Genomic DNA, 15408 nt, shown 5'->3' on the forward strand with positions numbered 1-15408 from the left:
TCGGTAATGTCGGAAATCAGCTCCGTGATCTCGCCGATCTCCTGGGACGATTCGCCCAGCCGCTTGATCCGTTTGGAGGTTTCTTGAATCTGGTCTCGGATGGAGTTCATGCCGCCGATGGCGTTCTGCACCGCCTGCAAACCGGATTCTGCAGCGGTCAGCGATTGACGCGCCACCTGTGAAGATTCCTGCGCCTGAGTGGACACCTCGTTAATTCTGATGGCCATGTCGAGCACCGACTGACCGGTTTCACGAATCTCGCGCAGTTGCTCGGTGGATGCAGCCAGCAGCTCCGTAGAGGTGCTTTCAACCTGTGCGGTCGTCTGTGCGACCCGGGTGGCCGTGTTTTGCACGTTACCCACCAACTGACGCAGCTCTTCCACGGTGTAGTTCACCGAGTCTGCGATAGCGCCGGGGGTGTCCGCTGTCACCGTTGCTTCCTGCGTCAGGTCACCCTCGGCTACGGTCTGCAACTCGTTCATCAAACGCAAAATAGCAGCTTGATTGGCATCATTGACTCGCTTGGCGTCCTGCTCCTGGCTTTTTGCATCCTGACGTTGGCCTTCGGCAACAGCCTGACGTTGCTGACTGTCCCGCACCTGCAAACGCGCCAGGCCGGCGGCACAAAGCAGCGCAATAGCTGCAGCTGCCACCAGTGTGACCAGCGCGCCGGCGCTCAACCCGGTCTGGGAAGAAAGCTTGCCCTGCAAGTCTTCAAGACCCCGGCGCAATGGCTCGCTGTCCGCGATGATTGACCCCTGGGCTTCACGGGCGGAAACCAGGCCCTGCAAGTTACCCAGAATGGCACCAGCCTGCACTCGGGTTTCTTCATACAGCGCCATCAAGGCCTCAAGCCGCTCCCGGGTCTGCGGGTCTTTGGAACCGGCAAGCCGCAATTCAGGACTGCCGTCCAGCAGCCCCTGAGCGATCTCCTTGAACGAGTTCAAATCCTTGCCAAGCAAAAATACCGCCTCGGGACTCACCCCCTCCATGGTCAGAAACTCATTGGCAGATTTACCGATCCGCTGGGTCAGCATCACCAGTTGTCCAGACGCCGAGATTTCAGCAGGTGCAGCATTTTGCTGAAGCTTCAACGACGAAACCGTCTCGGCGATTTCCAGCAAATCGGAAGACTGGCGGTTAATGGTGCGCAGCGCGTTGCCCACCTGGGTCAGGATGTTTTGCTGACTCATCACAACTTTGGCATTTTTCTCGGCGCGCTCCATGAAGGGAGTCACCTTTTCCACATCGGGTTGCAATGCTTCACTGACAGCAGAGAGACGCAAGGTCTCTTCGCCGGACTTGAGACCACGCACGGTTTTGGCCAGTACATCAGAACTTTCACGCACGTCGGGGAAAGCCTGGGCGCTGCCTACCAGCGCCTGGGAAACAGATTTGGCAAGTCGCTGGGACTGCATCAACGACTGTCCGGTTGCCGCCACCTGCTGCGCGACCCGATTCGCTTGGCTGAGCGCCAGAAACGTCACAACCCCCAGCACTACAACGGCAAACGCCAGCAACGCCACCAGAATTTTCTGGTGTTGTGCCAAAGTCCGGCTGCCGAGCAACGGAAGTCTCAACAGGTCTGGATTTTCAGGTTCGACTGTCCCACCCTCTTCAATCGTTGCCATGCGGCTTGGTGCAAACGCTGCTTCCGGGGCGTGCATGACCTCATTTGCAAGGCCAACAGCCATAACATCACCCGGCATTCCCAGGGAAGCCATGGCCATACTGTCTTCAGGCGGGGCGGGCTTGGTTTTAAACAGCTTCTGGATATTTTCAATAACAGACATCATGAGCCTTCCGGGAGAAACGGGGTGAGCAAGACGCTAGGCGCCTATTGTCAAAAAATGAGCCTGCTGAGCAAGCAATTGAAGGTTGATTTCCTGCCAGGATGCACCATTGAGATCAACATACCGGTTTCCAAAAAATTCAGGCGCATCGGCCGCTCGTTCTGAAAAATCGGTAAACGCATCCTGTTTTCGCAATCCGGCCAGCCGGTCAACCAGCAAGACGCAATTGACCTCAAGCGCAGTGTTGAGCGAGACGAGCCTCGAGTCCGAGCGAGCGAGCTCAGTTTTTAACGTGGGCGGATGACCACTCACGTAACTGGCAAGATCCACGACACCAAACAAACCGCCCCGCAAATTGGCAACGCCGGCAAACCAGGCCTGGGTATAGGGAACCTGCTGCGTATTGACCCAGGGGAAAATCTCGCCAGACTGGGCCAACGGAAACAAATATTTCTGCCCCCCGGCTTCAACGGCCAGCCAAGATGCAGCAACACCCTGCGTACGGGCGATTTGCAACCGGTCGGCCAGCCGGGTTTGCAATTCTCTGAGGGCTTGTCTGTTCGCCATACTTTGTTTTTACGCCGCAGCTCAGCCCAAGGCCTTGATCTTTTCCATCAATTCATCCGCGTTCACAGGCTTGGTGATGTAGTCGCGAGCGCCTTGCCGCATCCCCCACACCCGGTCGGTTTCCTGATTTTTGCTGGTGCACATCATGATCGGAATATCAGAATAAAGAGGATCACGCGCAATCGCGCGGGTCAGCTGAAATCCGTTTTGGCCCGGCATCACCACATCCATGAGAATTAACTCAGGCTTGTCTTCAGCCAGGCGGCGAAAAGCATCTTCCGCATTTTCTGCTGTCTTGACAGTAAATCCGTTTTTCACCAACAAATCGGTCAAAAACATCAACTCGGTTTTCGAATCGTCAACGACCAGTATTTTTTTGATTGCCATCACGCTTCCTTTATTTCTTTAACGCTGCCCAATGCCTGCACGGTTTGCAGCAGCTGATCTTTGGTGAAAGGCTTAGTCAGATAGTCTTGCGAACCCACCATGCGACCTCGCGCCTTGTCGAACACGCCGTCCTTGGAGGACAGCATCACAATGGGAACATTGGAAAATCTCTCGTTGCGTTTGATGATTGCACAGGTCTGATAACCATCAAGACGCGGCATTAATATGTCGCAGAAAATCAGGTTTGGCTCGTAGTCATTGACCTTGGACAGGGCATCAAACCCATCTTCAGCCAGCAGCACTTCGTGCCCGCCCTGCTTCAGAAAAATTTCGGCGCTGCGCCTGATGGTATTGCTGTCATCGATGACTAACACCTTCAGTCCGGAACTGGGAATACTCACTTGCTCTACTCCTCGTTTTTTACAGACCCCGAAGCGGTCGGTGGCACCGGACTGAAAGCAGTCAGGCCGACGTTTAAAACGTTTACAACTGAACCATTTCGAAATCTTCCTTGCGCGCCCCGCACTCGGGACAGGTCCAGTTCATCGGAACTTGAGCCCAGGAAGTTCCGGCTGCAAGGCCATGCTCGGGCGAACCCTCAGCTTCGTCGTAGATCCACCCACAAATCAAACACATCCAGGTCATTGATTGAGTCACAGCTTAATTTGCCTTCGAATAGAATGCAACAATTGTATCGGCGAGGCGTTGCTAATTCGCGTACAAGGCAAAATCTAGACCTATGGCAAACCCCAACACACCATTACTGGATAGCCGACAACTTCAGGCCGAAGACAGCGACACCGCACCTGCGTGTGTCATGACATTCAATACGAATGACCCGAGCGGCGCCGCCGGACTGACTGCCGACATTGCCGCCATCGTCTCCGCAGGAGCGCATCCGCTGGCGGTCGTCACCGGCACCTATGTGCGCGACACTGCTGAAATTCTGGACCATTTTTCATTCGATGAAGAAGCCGTTACAGACCAGGCGCGCTCGGCGCTGGAAGACATGCCGGTTTCCGCAATCAAGGTGGGCTTTGTTGGCAGTCCGGAAAACATCAGCACCATTGCAGAAATCGCATCAGACTACGCCGAAGTGCCGCTAATTGCCTACATGCCCAGCCTGTCCTGGTGGGATGAGAGCGAAATTGACAGCTACCTTGACGCTTTTCGCGAACTGATGCTGCCGCAGGCTACCTTGCTGATCGGCAACCACAGCACCTTGTGGCGCTGGTTGCTGCCCGACTGGCCGGGCGAACGAAATCCCTCGGCGCGCGATATTGCCAAGGCTGCAGCCGATCTGGGCGTGCCCTACACGCTGGTCACGGGTATTCCGCTTCCTGATCAATTCATTGACAACGTGCTGGCCACGCCGCAAGCCGTGTTGTATAGCGAAAAATTCGAGCGCTTCGAAGCGATCTTCGAGGGCACCGGCGAAACACTGTCGGCCGCCCTCTGCGCCTTGCTGGCCAATGGCCACGATCTGCAGGCAGCCACCGCGGAGGCGCTGACCTATCTGGACCACAGCCTGAATGCCGGTTTTCATCCCGGCATGGGCCACTTTATCCCCGACCGGCTGTTCTGGGCCCAGGCCGAAGACGAAGAAGATGATTCGGCTGACTCCGGCCCCGCGACCGACGATGCCGACCTGATTTCCAATCCTCCGTTTGAGTTGCCTTCGGGTGGAACAACCAAACACTAAATCCAATATACCGGCTACAGCCTTGAACACTTCCCGCAATGCCGCTCTGTTTGAGCGCGCCCAAAAACTAATTCCCGGCGGTGTCAACTCGCCGGTCCGGGCCTTCAAGGCCGTCGGTGGAACGCCGCGCTTTGTGCAGCGGGCCCACGGCGCGTACTTTTGGGACGCCGACGGTCAGCGCTACATCGATTACATCGGCTCCTGGGGGCCGATGATTCTCGGTCACGGTCATCCCGCCGTGGTTGAAGCTGTCCAGAAGGCCGTGCTCGAAGGCTTTTCCTACGGCGCTCCCACCGAGCGCGAAGTCGAACTGGCCGAGGAAATCGTCAAACTGGTGCCCTCCATCGAAATGGTGCGGCTGGTAAGTTCGGGCACCGAGGCGACGATGAGCGTGATCCGGCTGGCGCGCGGGGCCACCGGGCGCAGCAAGATCATCAAGTTCGAAGGCTGCTACCACGGACATTCCGACGCGCTGCTGGTGAAGGCCGGCTCTGGCCTGGCGACCTTCGGCAGCCCGACCAGCGCTGGCGTGCCGCCAGAAGTCGTGCAGCACACCCTGGTGCTCGAATACAACCACATTGCGCAGCTGGAAGAAGCTTTCTCGCTGCACGGCAAGGAAATTGCCTGCCTGATGATCGAGCCGATTGCCGGCAACATGAATTTTGTGCGGGCCAGCGTCCCGTTCATCAAACGCTGCCGGGAACTCTGCACTCAATATGGCGCGTTACTGGTGTTTGACGAAGTAATGACCGGTTTTCGCGTGGCGCTCGGTGGCGCGCAAAGCGTTTACGCAAAGAGCATCCCCGGCTTCAAACCGGACATGACGGCGCTCGGCAAGGTGATTGGCGGCGGCATGCCGATGGCCGCCTTTGGCGGCACGCGCGCCGTGATGGAGCATCTGGCGCCTTTGGGAGCGGTTTATCAGGCCGGCACGCTGTCGGGCAACCCGGTGGCGACCGCGTGCGGCCTGGCAACCCTGCGCGAAATCCAGCAGCCGGGGTTTTACGACGCACTGGGTGCGCGCACGCGCAGCCTGGTTGACGGTCTGACGCACGCCGCCACCCAGGCCGGTGTGCCTTTTTGCGGCGACAGCGAAGGCGGCATGTTTGGCTTTTTCCTGCTCGGACAGCTGCCGCAAAACTACGCCAGCGTGATGATGACGGACAGCCCGGCGTTCAACCGCTTCTTTCACGCCATGCTCGACAGCGGCGTGTATTTCGCGCCGGCGCTATATGAGGCCGGTTTTGTCAGCGCTGCGCACTCCGCCGCGGACATTGACGCTACGGTGGACGCGGCTGCCCGCTTTTTTGCGCATCGCTGAAACCGCACGTCACCGGGCTGGCAGCCGGCTCGCAGCAAACCTCCGAATTTCAGGACAGGCCTATATTGCTATGATATTCATAGCTGCTAATGGCCGTATTATCTGGACCTGAGCCGGTTTTTAGTCAGAAATGAAGCCCGAAGGCGTCGGCGTGACTTCGGCCGGCGCCCTCCAGGCATCAATGCCTGAAATGCCGAACGCCGGTCAAGACCATGACCACTTCGCGCTCGTCGGCGGCGGCTATCACTTCCTGATCGCGCATTGATCCGCCGGGCTGGATCACGCAGTTCGCGCCAGCGTCGACCACCACGTCGAGCCCGTCGCGAAAGGGAAAGAAAGCGTCACTCGCCACCGCCGTGCCCTTCAGCGACAGCCCGGCGTGCTGGGCTTTGATGCTGGCAATGCGGGCCGAGTCCAGCCGGCTCATCTGGCCGGCACCGACGCCCATGGTCATGCCGCCGGCACAAAACACGATGGCGTTGGACTTCACGAACTTGGCGACTTTCCAGGCGAACAGCAGATCCTGCAACTGGGCCGGCGTGGGCTGCAATTTGCTGACCACCTTCAGATCGGCCAATGCCAGCTGGTGGCTGTCGGCCGTCTGCATCAACAGGCCCGAACCGACGCGCTTGACGTCGATCAGGTTGCGGCCTTGAAGCCAGGCGGTGTCACCGCCGGGTGGCAGGTCGATCTGCAGAATCCGCACGTTGACCTTGGACTTAAAAACTTCCAGCGCTGCGGGCGTGAAGCTCGGCGCCATCAGCACTTCGACGAACTGCTTCGAAATCTGCAGCGCGGCGCGCTCGTCAAGCGGGCAATTCAGGGCAATGATGCCGCCAAATGCCGAGGTCGGGTCGGTCTTGAAGGCCTTGCTGTACGCATCGAGCGCATCCGCGCCGACGGCCACGCCGCAGGGGTTGGCATGTTTGACGATGACGCAGGCGGCGCCGTCCTTTTGCGCGTCAAAACTCTTGACGCATTCCCAGGCAGCGTCGGCGTCAGCAATGTTGTTGTACGACAGCTCCTTGCCCTGCAACTGCCTGGCGGTAACCAGCGATCCAGGCGCCGGGTAGAGGTCGCGGTAGAGCGCCGCCTGTTGGTGCGAATTTTCGCCATAGCGCAGGTCCTGTACCTTGATGAAACGGCCATTGGACTGGCCGGCGAACGGGCTGTGGCTGCCGTCCGGCTGGATGCTGGAAAGGTAGTCGCTGATGGCGCCGTCGTATTGGCTGATGCGGTTGAAAGCGGCCACCGACAGCGCAAACCTGGTCTTGTCCGTCAGCTTGCCATCGGCCTTGAGTTCGGCCAGCACACCGGCGTACTGCGAGGCATCGGTCAGCACGCCGACATCTTTCCAGTTCTTGGCAGCAGAACGCACCATGGCCGGGCCGCCGATGTCAATGTTCTCGATCGCGTCTTCCAGCGTGCAGCCGGGCTTGGCCACCGTCGCTTCAAACGGGTAGAGGTTGACCACCAGCAGGTCGATGGTGGCAATGTCGTGCGCATTCAAAGCCGCCATGTGCTCGGGCAGGTCGCGCCTGGCCAGCAGGCCACCATGCACCTTGGGGTGCAGCGTCTTGACGCGGCCGTCGAGCATCTCAGGAAAACCGGTGTGATCGGCCACCTCAGTCACGCTCAAGCCTGCCTCAAGCAGCAGTTTGGCGGTGCCGCCGGTGGATAGCAGCTTGATGCCGAGCGCGTGCAAGGCCTGGGCAAATTCCAGGATGCCGGTCTTGTCGGAAACAGAAATCAATGCATTCATGGGGGTCTTCGGTAATAGGTGCGAATCAGGCGGCTGGCGTCAGCGCGGACGAAAAAGATCTCTACTTGAGGAGCTTGTGCTCAACCAGTTTTTTTCGCAGCGTATTGCGATTCAGGCCCAGCCACTCAGCGGCGCGCGACTGGTTTTGCTCGGCATGCTGCATCACCACTTCAAGCAGGGGCTTTTCCACCACTCGGACCATCATGTCGTACATGCCATCGGGGTCGGTACCGTCCAGATCTTTGAAATAGCCCTCCAGACTGATGCGTACGCACTCTTCTATGTGATTTTTGCTCATGCTGCAGCTTCTTCCCTGTTGTTCTCTTTGTTGATTCCCGGGCCTGCCAGCCCGCTCTCATCTTCCAGCGCCTGGGGGATACGGTCCATGCGTTCACCCAAACTGTCAAAAAAGTCGCTGACCGCGCCAAGCTGCGCCCGGCAGTCTTCCAGCCGGTTCATCCGGTCGCGAAAAGCGTCGCCGCCCGGCAGGGTTTGCACATACCAGCCAATGTGTTTGCGGGCTGTGCGCACGCCGGTAAATTCACCATACAGCGCATAGTGGTCCGGCAAGTGGTCGAGCAGCAGGCGTTTGACTTCTGCCACCAAGGGCGGGGCCAGCCGGACACCGGTTGCCATGAAATGCGCGATTTCGCGAAAGATCCACGGCCGGCCCTGAGCGGCGCGGCCAATCATCACCGCATCGGCTCCGGTACCGGCGAGCACGTCGCGGGCCTTTTCAGCGCTGTTGATGTCGCCATTGGCGACCACTGGAATCCGCAGCGCCGCCTTGACAGCGGCAATGGTTTCGTATTCCGCAAAGCCTTTGTAGCCCTGCTCGCGCGTGCGGCCATGCACGGTGACCATCTGCACGCCGGCACTTTCGGCGGCGCGCGCGATCGTCAGGGCATTTTTATCAGCCTGGCACCAGCCAGTGCGCATCTTGAGCGTGACCGGAACGCCGTGCGGCAGACAGGCTGCAACCACCGCTTCAATAATCTGCAGTGCCAGTGTTTCATCCTGCATCAGAGCCGAGCCGGCCCATTTGTTACAGACTTTTTTGGCCGGGCAACCCATGTTGATGTCAATAATTTGAGCGCCACGGTCGACATTGTAGGCAGCGGCTTCGGCCATCATCTGCGGGTCGGTGCCGGCAATCTGCACCGCAATGGGTGCTGTTTCGCCCTCATGATCGGCGCGTCTGGAAGTCTTCAGCGTGTGCCACAAATCGCGCCGCGCGGTCACCATCTCGCTTACCGCGTAACCCGCGCCCAGTTTTTTGCAAAGCTGGCGAAATGGTCTGTCCGTCACCCCCGCCATGGGCGCAGCAAACAAGTTGTTTGCCAAAACGTAGGGGCCGATGTTCATGGGAAAGTGGATCTGGGTCGTAGCGAAAACAGAGCCGTGATTGTAACTGCCCAAAATTTCAGCAATTGAAATTTGGCAGGCGATTTGTAAACTTTCCGCAGTGCCGGCGCTTCACAGCTGCCTATACTCAAGCCCCTATGGAAGCCTGGATCCAACACCTTCTCGAGATGCTCGCCCTGCCCCAGTTTGGTTTGAGCACGGTGTTTGTGGTGTCTTTCATCTCCGCCACGCTGCTGCCGCTGGGTTCGGAGCCGGTGGTGTTCGGGCTCGTCAAACTCAACCCTGCCATGTTTTGGCCGGCCATCCTCGTGGCCAGCGCGGGCAACACCCTGGGCGGCGCGCTGGACTGGTGGATGGGCTTTGGCGCACACAAAGTAGCAGACAAGTACAGCCATTCATCACATCACGGCCGCGCGGTACGCTGGCTGGAAAAGCTCGGCCCCAAAGCCTGCCTGCTGGCGTGGCTGCCGGTGATCGGAGACCCGCTTTGCGCCGTGGCCGGCTGGCTCAAATTCCCCTTCTGGCCTTGCCTGGCCTACATGGCCGTCGGCAAATTCGCGCGCTATTTCCTGATGACCGGCAGCCTGATCTGGGCATTTCCGGGGGTGATGGGTGGCTAAAAACGCTCATGCGGCAGCAGGTAGCGCCACTGCCCCGGCTGCAGCTGGCTCAGGGACACGCGGCCGACGCGCAGGCGTTTCATCGCGTCGACCTTGAGCCCGACGCTTTCGCACATGTAGTCAATCTGCCCGGCCACCTCGCCCTTGAGGGCAAAACGCAAGCGCGCCTCGCTCTGCCAGCTGACCTTGGCAGGGGGCAATAGCGCACCCTGAAAGGTAAAGCCGTGGTCGATGCGGTTCAGGCGCTCCAGTCCACCGGGCCTGATATCGGCGCTCACCTCAACGATGACCTCGTGCTCCAGCAGCCGGGCATCTTCCCTGAGCTTGCGCAGCATGCGCCAGTCCTGGGTAAACACCACCAAGCCGCTGGCAGCCGTGGCCAGTGGCGTGGCCAGTTCGGAGGCAGAAAAATGTTTTTTGAGCGGACGGATACCCGAGCGGTCAGCGGGTGACCGGTTTGCCAGCGTCAGCAGTCCGGCGGCAGTCTTGACCGCCGGGTCGCCACTGGCGTTAGCCGCATCACGGGCCTCGAAACCGGCAGGCTTGTGAAGCAGCAGCGTGACCGGTGTCAGCGCCAGCAAGCTGGCGTCGGGAGAGAGCACGATCGTTTGGTTCTGCACCCGGAATTGCGGCTCTTCCACGACCATGCCATCAACGCTGACCCAGCCGCCTTCAATGTATTGCTCGGCCTCGCTGCGTGAGCAGGCCAGCAGTTCGGCGAGTCGTTTGGCAAGGCGTACCGGTTCAGTCATGGCAGCGGTATCCTGGTAAATCCGGTAAAAATGAAAACGTCTGGCTGCTATTTAAATAATAGCACTATATGCCTATATTCATTGGACCAGAGGCCAAAAAGGCTATAAAGGTTATAAAGGTTATAAAGACAGTTGGTAGCGGGTGTTTTTAGTCCCGCCAGCCGGCGTTTGCTCAGGCGCAGAACAGGAAGTTCGCTACATCGCCGTTTATGGCAGGCGATGCTTGCGTCCATACCCGGCCGCCGCCGCATTTTACCGGACCGCTCGCACGCAGGCGAGCGTACGGCGTACTGCGCAATGTCAGCCGCCCGACGAGCCTCGCAGCGGCGGCCGGGATGACTGGCGATTTCACGAAATCGCCGGCAATGACTCAGCTCTGGGCTGCCACCACGCCGATTTCGACCCGGTATTGCGGTGCCGCCAGCCGCGCACTTAAAACCGTGGCGCGTGCCGGCGTGGCACCAGCGACAACCCAGCCATCCCAGGCGCGGTTCATTTCACCAAAAGTATCCATGTCGGTCAGCCAGATGGTCACGCTCAGCAGGCGCGACTTGTCGCTGCCGCCGGCGGCCAGCAAGCGGTCAATGGCCGCCAGGGCGCTGCAGGTCTGGTCGTACACGCCCGGGCCAGCGTCGTCGCTGGCCACCTGGCCAGCGAGGTAGATGGTGTGGTTGTGTATCACGGCCTGCGACATGCGCGGACCGATTTCAATGCGTTCAATGGACATGGTTTTTTCTTTCTTTCACAAGGTAAATGTTTCAGCGCACTGCACTGCGCTGCAAAGCCGGTGACAGCGCCACCAGGCACAAAATTTTAAACAGCACAAACTTTGCCCCCAATCAAATGGGCCTGGGCGTGAGCGTGGGACCCATGATCACGGCAACCATGGCGCCGGGTTGCCGGGTTGCCGGGTTGCCGGGTTGCCGGAGTCTTGATCACCACCCCGATTTCCAGCACAGATTTTTTGGACATTGGCTTGTACGAGCGCAATGGCGCGTCCGCGTCGGCGCGGCGCCTTTTCGTTGCCCGGACCCCGGCAACGACCGTGCGCACGTCCCTGCTCGTGGTCTGAGAACCGGCAAGCAGGACAAGGCTGACCGAAGCGCAGCAGGACTGAAGGCGCTTCGGACGAATCCGGAAATGCAGACCAACTCCCTTTTCAACTGCTGAACAGGAAGTTCATCACATCGCCATCCTTGACGACGTATTCCTTGCCTTCGGCGCGCATCTTGCCAGCGTCCTTGGCGCCTTGCTCGCCGCTAAAGGCGATGAAATCGTCAAACGCGATGGTTTGGGCGCGGATGTAGCCCTTCTCGAAATCGGTATGGATGACGCCAGCCGCCTGCGGCCCGGTGTCGCCGACATGAATAGTCCAGGCACGCACTTCCTTCACGCCGGCGGTGAAGTAGGTTTGCAGGCCCAGCAGCGTGTAGGCGGCGCGGATCAGGCGGTTCAGGCCGGGTTCGGTCTGGCCCAGTTCTTCGAGAAACATCTGCCGGTCTTCATCGCTCATTTCCGACATTTCGGCTTCGAGCTTTGCACTGATGGCTACCACCGGGGAATTTTGCGACGCGGCAAAAACCTTCAGGCGGTCAAGAAAAGGATTGTTCTCGAACCCGTCTTCGGCCACATTGGCGACAAACATGGCAGGTTTGGCGGTGATCAGGAAAAACTGTTGCAGCAAAGGCTGCTCTTCCTTGCTGAATTCAATGGTGCGAACCGGCTTGGCTTCATTCAGAGCGGCCTGGCATTTGTCCAGGATTGCGACCAGCTTCGCGGCTTCCTTGTCGCCAGAGCGGGCCAGCTTGGTGACCCGGTGCTGGGCTTTTTCAACCGCGAACAGGTCGGCCAGGCACAGTTCGGTCTGGATCACTTCAATGTCTGAAATCGGATCGACCTTGCCGGCGACGTGAATCACGTTGTCGTCTTCAAAGCAGCGCACCACATTGACGATGGCGTCGGTTTCGCGGATGTGGGCCAGAAACTTGTTGCCCAGGCCTTCGCCGGTGCTGGCGCCCGCCACCAGACCGGCAATGTCGACAAACTCGACAATGGCGCGCTGAACCTTTTGCGGATTGACGATGGCTGACAAGGCATCGAGCCGCGCATCGGGCACTTCAACAATGCCGACGTTGGGCTCGATGGTGCAAAAAGGGTAGTTTTCCGCCGCAATGCCCGCTTTGGTCAGCGCATTGAACAGGGTGGATTTTCCGACGTTAGGCAAGCCTACGATGCCGCATTTCAAACTCATCACTATTCCTTAGAAATCATCCTCCAGCGAAGCCCATGGGGCATCGTGGATCGGCCCGGCGCACCCGCAAGGGGCTGCAGGGCTTGGAACAAGACCGCCAGATCCCTGCAAATGGCGCAGGGTTATGGGCGGGGTCTTGGCGGGCAAGAATCACGGCAATTGTAATTACTGATTTTTCCGCGAGGCCATGGGCCTGCCGCCAGACCCTCCACGCACACGTTTTCAGGCTATGGTTACTGAGGACTAAAGCGAAAGTTCCGATTGGTAATTTTTCAGTCTTTTCCATCATTGATAGCCCAATATAAGCGCAAGGTCTGTTCTTCGATCGCCAGCCTGCGCTTTTTACCCCCACCAGAAATCCCGACCATGCGATTGACCCCCGCCCGACTTGCCGCCACTGCCTGCGCAGCGAGGAGTGCCTTTTGGCTGCCAGTTGCCCAGAAACGAATCAATGCCGACACCGAAGCGGCTGCGCAGGTCGCGGCCAAATCAACCTGGGCGGTGGGTGCCGCCCTGAGCCTCAGGCAGCGGGCCCACACCGGCATCGGAACGGGCAGCACGGTCATTGCCCTGCTCTCCTTCGAAAACCACCGGGTTCGCATCGCGAGGACACTGCCCGGCCTGAAGCAGCCGCAAGCCGGAAGCCTTTCGCTGACGTTTCGCGCCCGGGATGGGTTTAAGGACAGCTATGCGCTCATGCCGTGCCTGAGCCTGAGCCTGAGCCTGAGCCTGAGCCTGAGCCTGAGCCTGAGCATCACGCGCCTCGGCAGCGCCATCAAAAACAGCCCGCCGATTGAACGCAGCGCGAAAAGCGCCGTGCGTATCGCCTATCTTTCCCGTTTCAAAACCAGAGGACCAACCATGCACCACTTCAAATCCGCCACTGCCGCCTCGCTGCTCTGCCTGCTGGCGCTGAAATCGCTCGCCAGCGGGCCGGCAGACGCCAACCAGCAGCAGGCGCTGCAGCCCCTGCAGGCCATCGCCGCGCTGGACCTGCCGCGCTACATGGGCACGTGGCATGAAATTGCCCGTTTTCCGAATGGCTTTCAGAAGCAATGCGTGGGCGCCACCTCGGCGCGCTACAGCGTGCAGGACGACGGCACGGTCCAGGTGATCAATCGCTGCCGGCTGAATAACGGCGAGTTTAAAGAGGCGACCGGCAGCGCCCGGCAGATCGGCAACGCCCGCTCGCCCCGGCTCGAGGTGCGCTTCGCCCCCGCCTGGCTGTCTTTCATACCCGCTGTCTGGGGCGACTACTGGGTGATCGACCTGGACGAAAAGTACCAGCTGGCCGCCATCAGTGAACCGGCGCGCGACTACCTCTGGGTGCTTTCAAGAAGCCCGAAGGTTGATCCTGCCGCTTATGAGGCACTGCTGGCCCGGCTGAAACAGCAAGGTTTTAACATCCAAAAACTGCTGCTCACCCCGCAGGACTGAGCGGATTCGATCAAGCGAGTTCAGTCAAACTGGTAGTCGGCACCGACCAGCTGACCAACCCTCAAAAGGTGATCAATACCCTGCAACACGATGACATTCATGCCAAAGGTCACCGCGCCATCGAGCCTTGCGTCCTGGCGGTAGCTTTGCAGCAGGTCACCGACTTCCGGGCTGCTGACGGCAGTGGCCGGCTCGATATTGGGAATCGGGCAGCGCGGGCAGGGCTTGACAGGCTTGAGCCGAACCACGCCCTGCGCGGTCGCAATCTGCACGACATCGAGCCGGTCCTCATCATGAGGCGCCAGCGCGGGGCCGTCGGCAGAATTGCCGAGCACAATATTCGGTCGAAAGCGCTCCATGCCCACGGCGGCATGGCCCCGGGCGATCAGTTTTTCATTAAAGTGATCAAGCGAAGCTTCGCTAATCATCAGCGCCGAATAGCCGTCACTGAACTGGTTGAGCGCTTCGACGCCGCCGGTCCATTGCAGGTTACAAACGCGTTTTTGCTCCGGATCAAACCGCACCAGGCGTGTCGGAGTGCCCAGAAAATCGCTAAACCACTGAGCTGCGAGAGCGCCCATGTCATAGGCTGGCATCTCGTCGTCCCAGACCCGCACGCGTGTGGCGGCTTCCACAGAGTCGAGCGCGATGTGCAGCGCCAGCATGCCGGGCGCACGCAACACCATCTCATAGTGCTTGAGCTGCGGTTTGACCAGCGCCATGCGCGGCAGCTCGCGCTGGCTGAGAAAGTTGCCGCTGCCATCGACCACCATCCAGGCGCGGTCAAATTCCAGCCCGGTCTCGGTCAGCACGGCCTCCCCGACCTGAACGGCGGCGCAGGATTTGACCGGATAGACGTACAGACGCGAAATCACCGCAGCCATGTCGGGAAGCAACTCGCCAGCCGCTACAGAAGCAGCAATTGACACGGTTTCAGTCGGTACATCGCTCATTTTTCATCCAGTCCATGTCGGCGTGGCGGCAAAATCGACTGCGCGTCAAATACAGCACCATTTTTCGGTCATTTCGCTCTTGAACACCTGATTTTGCACTGCATCCTAAAATGAACGATGTCCAAGTCTTTTGATGTCTGTATTCGCGGCGACGGGGTGGTCGGCCGCACACTGGCCCTGCTACTGGCGCGCGAGCGCTTGCGCGTGGCACTGGTCACTCGCCCCAATCGGCTGCCTGCCGAGCCGGCCAAAGCCGATGTCCGGGCATACGCCCTGAACAGTGCGTCGCGCAAGCTGCTGGAAACACTGCGAGTCTGGCCGGACGCACTATTTGCAACGCCGGTGCGGGAGATGCAAATCTGGGGCGACGACGGTGGCCAGATCAATTTCACTGCCGAAAGCGTCGCCCAGCAGGCCCTCGCCTGGATCGTTGACGTGCCTGCACTGGAGCAACAACTGATCCAGGCGGTGCGCTATCAGCCGCAAATCGAGCTCGTG

General features: G+C 59.3%; 16 protein-coding genes and 1 pseudogene. 5 read left to right on the forward strand and 12 right to left on the reverse strand.

Annotation, left to right across the window (positions count from 1 at the left end; genetic code table 11):
• The 5 genes from HHJ19_RS10390 to HHJ19_RS10410 form a co-directional block, all read right to left on the reverse strand.
• Nucleotides 1–1793 (reverse strand): type IV pili methyl-accepting chemotaxis transducer N-terminal domain-containing protein (locus HHJ19_RS10390; protein ID WP_296906857.1); only part of this gene is annotated, 1793 nt, incomplete at its 3' end.
• A gap of 36 nt (nucleotides 1794–1829) precedes the next feature.
• Nucleotides 1830–2360 carry a chemotaxis protein CheW gene (locus HHJ19_RS10395; RefSeq protein WP_296906859.1) on the reverse strand — a complete coding sequence of 177 codons (531 nt, stop codon included), beginning with the start codon at nucleotides 2358–2360 and terminating at the stop codon, nucleotides 1830–1832.
• A 21-nt stretch (nucleotides 2361–2381) separates the two neighbouring features.
• On the reverse strand, nucleotides 2382–2747 hold the full coding sequence (locus tag HHJ19_RS10400; protein WP_296906861.1) for a response regulator: 366 nt from the start codon (nucleotides 2745–2747) through the stop codon (nucleotides 2382–2384).
• Nucleotides 2747–3148, reverse strand: coding sequence for a response regulator (locus tag HHJ19_RS10405; RefSeq protein WP_296906863.1), 402 nt, complete (start codon nucleotides 3146–3148; stop codon nucleotides 2747–2749). The genes HHJ19_RS10400 and HHJ19_RS10405 overlap by 1 nt, the downstream gene beginning before the upstream one ends.
• Before the next feature lie 82 nt (nucleotides 3149–3230).
• A complete protein-coding gene (locus HHJ19_RS10410; protein ID WP_296906865.1) occupies nucleotides 3231–3404 on the reverse strand; it encodes a rubredoxin in 174 nt (57 codons plus the stop codon).
• A gap of 82 nt (nucleotides 3405–3486) precedes the next feature.
• Between HHJ19_RS10410 and HHJ19_RS10415 the strand changes: the two genes are divergently transcribed.
• Together HHJ19_RS10415 and hemL are read left to right on the forward strand one after the other, a co-directional pair.
• Complete coding sequence (locus tag HHJ19_RS10415; protein WP_296906867.1) at nucleotides 3487–4449, forward strand: bifunctional hydroxymethylpyrimidine kinase/phosphomethylpyrimidine kinase; 963 nt, start codon at nucleotides 3487–3489, stop codon at nucleotides 4447–4449.
• A gap of 22 nt (nucleotides 4450–4471) precedes the next feature.
• Nucleotides 4472–5770: a glutamate-1-semialdehyde 2,1-aminomutase gene (gene hemL / locus HHJ19_RS10420; RefSeq protein WP_296906870.1), complete on the forward strand. Its 1299-nt coding sequence runs from the start codon at nucleotides 4472–4474 to the stop codon at nucleotides 5768–5770.
• 178 nt (nucleotides 5771–5948) lie between these two features.
• On the opposite strand, the gene purH is transcribed toward hemL, so the two are convergent.
• The 3 genes from purH to dusB form a co-directional block, all read right to left on the reverse strand.
• Nucleotides 5949–7532, reverse strand: coding sequence for a bifunctional phosphoribosylaminoimidazolecarboxamide formyltransferase/IMP cyclohydrolase (purH, locus tag HHJ19_RS10425; protein ID WP_296906873.1), 1584 nt, complete (start codon nucleotides 7530–7532; stop codon nucleotides 5949–5951).
• A 61-nt stretch (nucleotides 7533–7593) separates the two neighbouring features.
• On the reverse strand, nucleotides 7594–7830 hold the full coding sequence (locus tag HHJ19_RS10430; RefSeq protein WP_296906875.1) for a Fis family transcriptional regulator: 237 nt from the start codon (nucleotides 7828–7830) through the stop codon (nucleotides 7594–7596).
• Nucleotides 7827–8897, reverse strand: coding sequence for a tRNA dihydrouridine synthase DusB (gene dusB, locus HHJ19_RS10435; RefSeq protein ID WP_296906878.1), 1071 nt, complete (start codon nucleotides 8895–8897; stop codon nucleotides 7827–7829). The genes HHJ19_RS10430 and dusB overlap by 4 nt, the downstream gene beginning before the upstream one ends.
• A 137-nt stretch (nucleotides 8898–9034) precedes the next feature.
• On the opposite strand from dusB, the gene HHJ19_RS10440 reads away from it, so the two are divergent.
• On the forward strand, nucleotides 9035–9517 hold the full coding sequence (locus tag HHJ19_RS10440; RefSeq protein ID WP_296906881.1) for a YqaA family protein: 483 nt from the start codon (nucleotides 9035–9037) through the stop codon (nucleotides 9515–9517).
• Here the strand turns inward: HHJ19_RS10440 and HHJ19_RS10445 are convergent.
• The 3 genes from HHJ19_RS10445 to ychF form a co-directional block, all read right to left on the reverse strand.
• Entirely contained in the window at nucleotides 9514–10269 is a 756-nt protein-coding gene (locus HHJ19_RS10445; RefSeq protein WP_296906884.1) for an rRNA pseudouridine synthase, read from the reverse strand. The genes HHJ19_RS10440 and HHJ19_RS10445 overlap by 4 nt on opposite strands.
• Before the next feature lie 370 nt (nucleotides 10270–10639).
• On the reverse strand, nucleotides 10640–10996 hold the full coding sequence (locus tag HHJ19_RS10450) for a RidA family protein (RefSeq protein WP_296906886.1): 357 nt from the start codon (nucleotides 10994–10996) through the stop codon (nucleotides 10640–10642).
• 432 nt (nucleotides 10997–11428) lie between these two features.
• On the reverse strand, nucleotides 11429–12520 hold the full coding sequence (gene ychF / locus HHJ19_RS10455; protein ID WP_296906887.1) for a redox-regulated ATPase YchF: 1092 nt from the start codon (nucleotides 12518–12520) through the stop codon (nucleotides 11429–11431).
• A 366-nt stretch (nucleotides 12521–12886) separates the two neighbouring features.
• Here ychF and HHJ19_RS18050 point away from each other — a divergent pair, with 366 nt between their 5' ends.
• The gene (locus HHJ19_RS18050) at nucleotides 12887–13957 is read left to right on the forward strand and encodes a lipocalin family protein (protein WP_366929401.1); all 1071 of its coding nucleotides are present in this window, start codon (nucleotides 12887–12889) and stop codon (nucleotides 13955–13957) included.
• 20 nt (nucleotides 13958–13977) lie between these two features.
• Here HHJ19_RS18050 and HHJ19_RS10465 read toward each other — a convergent pair whose 3' ends face one another.
• Nucleotides 13978–14841, reverse strand: coding sequence for an MOSC N-terminal beta barrel domain-containing protein (locus HHJ19_RS10465; protein ID WP_296906893.1), 864 nt, complete (start codon nucleotides 14839–14841; stop codon nucleotides 13978–13980).
• 186 nt (nucleotides 14842–15027) lie between these two features.
• On the opposite strand from HHJ19_RS10465, the pseudogene HHJ19_RS10470 reads away from it, so the two are divergent.
• Nucleotides 15028–15408: pseudogene (locus tag HHJ19_RS10470) on the forward strand (ubiquinone biosynthesis protein UbiH); the annotation flags it as partial.

The sequence above is a fragment of the Polaromonas sp. genome (assembly GCF_012927415.1).
GTDB lineage: Bacteria > Pseudomonadota > Gammaproteobacteria > Burkholderiales > Burkholderiaceae_C > Polaromonas.

Coding starts and splice junctions, on each gene's coding strand:
- HHJ19_RS18050 (WP_366929401.1), top strand. CDS start 12,887: ATGCGATTGACCCCCGCCCGACTTGCCGCCACTGCCTGCGCAGCGAGG.
- HHJ19_RS10415 (WP_296906867.1), top strand. CDS start 3,487: ATGGCAAACCCCAACACACCATTACTGGATAGCCGACAACTTCAGGCC.
- HHJ19_RS10465 (WP_296906893.1), bottom strand. CDS start 14,841: ATGGCTGCGGTGATTTCGCGTCTGTACGTCTATCCGGTCAAATCCTGC.
- dusB (WP_296906878.1), bottom strand. CDS start 8,897: ATGAACATCGGCCCCTACGTTTTGGCAAACAACTTGTTTGCTGCGCCC.
- HHJ19_RS10430 (WP_296906875.1), bottom strand. CDS start 7,830: ATGAGCAAAAATCACATAGAAGAGTGCGTACGCATCAGTCTGGAGGGC.
- HHJ19_RS10400 (WP_296906861.1), bottom strand. CDS start 2,747: ATGGCAATCAAAAAAATACTGGTCGTTGACGATTCGAAAACCGAGTTG.
- HHJ19_RS10440 (WP_296906881.1), top strand. CDS start 9,035: ATGGAAGCCTGGATCCAACACCTTCTCGAGATGCTCGCCCTGCCCCAG.
- HHJ19_RS10395 (WP_296906859.1), bottom strand. CDS start 2,360: ATGGCGAACAGACAAGCCCTCAGAGAATTGCAAACCCGGCTGGCCGAC.
- purH (WP_296906873.1), bottom strand. CDS start 7,532: ATGAATGCATTGATTTCTGTTTCCGACAAGACCGGCATCCTGGAATTT.
- ychF (WP_296906887.1), bottom strand. CDS start 12,520: ATGAGTTTGAAATGCGGCATCGTAGGCTTGCCTAACGTCGGAAAATCC.
- HHJ19_RS10450 (WP_296906886.1), bottom strand. CDS start 10,996: ATGTCCATTGAACGCATTGAAATCGGTCCGCGCATGTCGCAGGCCGTG.
- HHJ19_RS10445 (WP_296906884.1), bottom strand. CDS start 10,269: ATGACTGAACCGGTACGCCTTGCCAAACGACTCGCCGAACTGCTGGCC.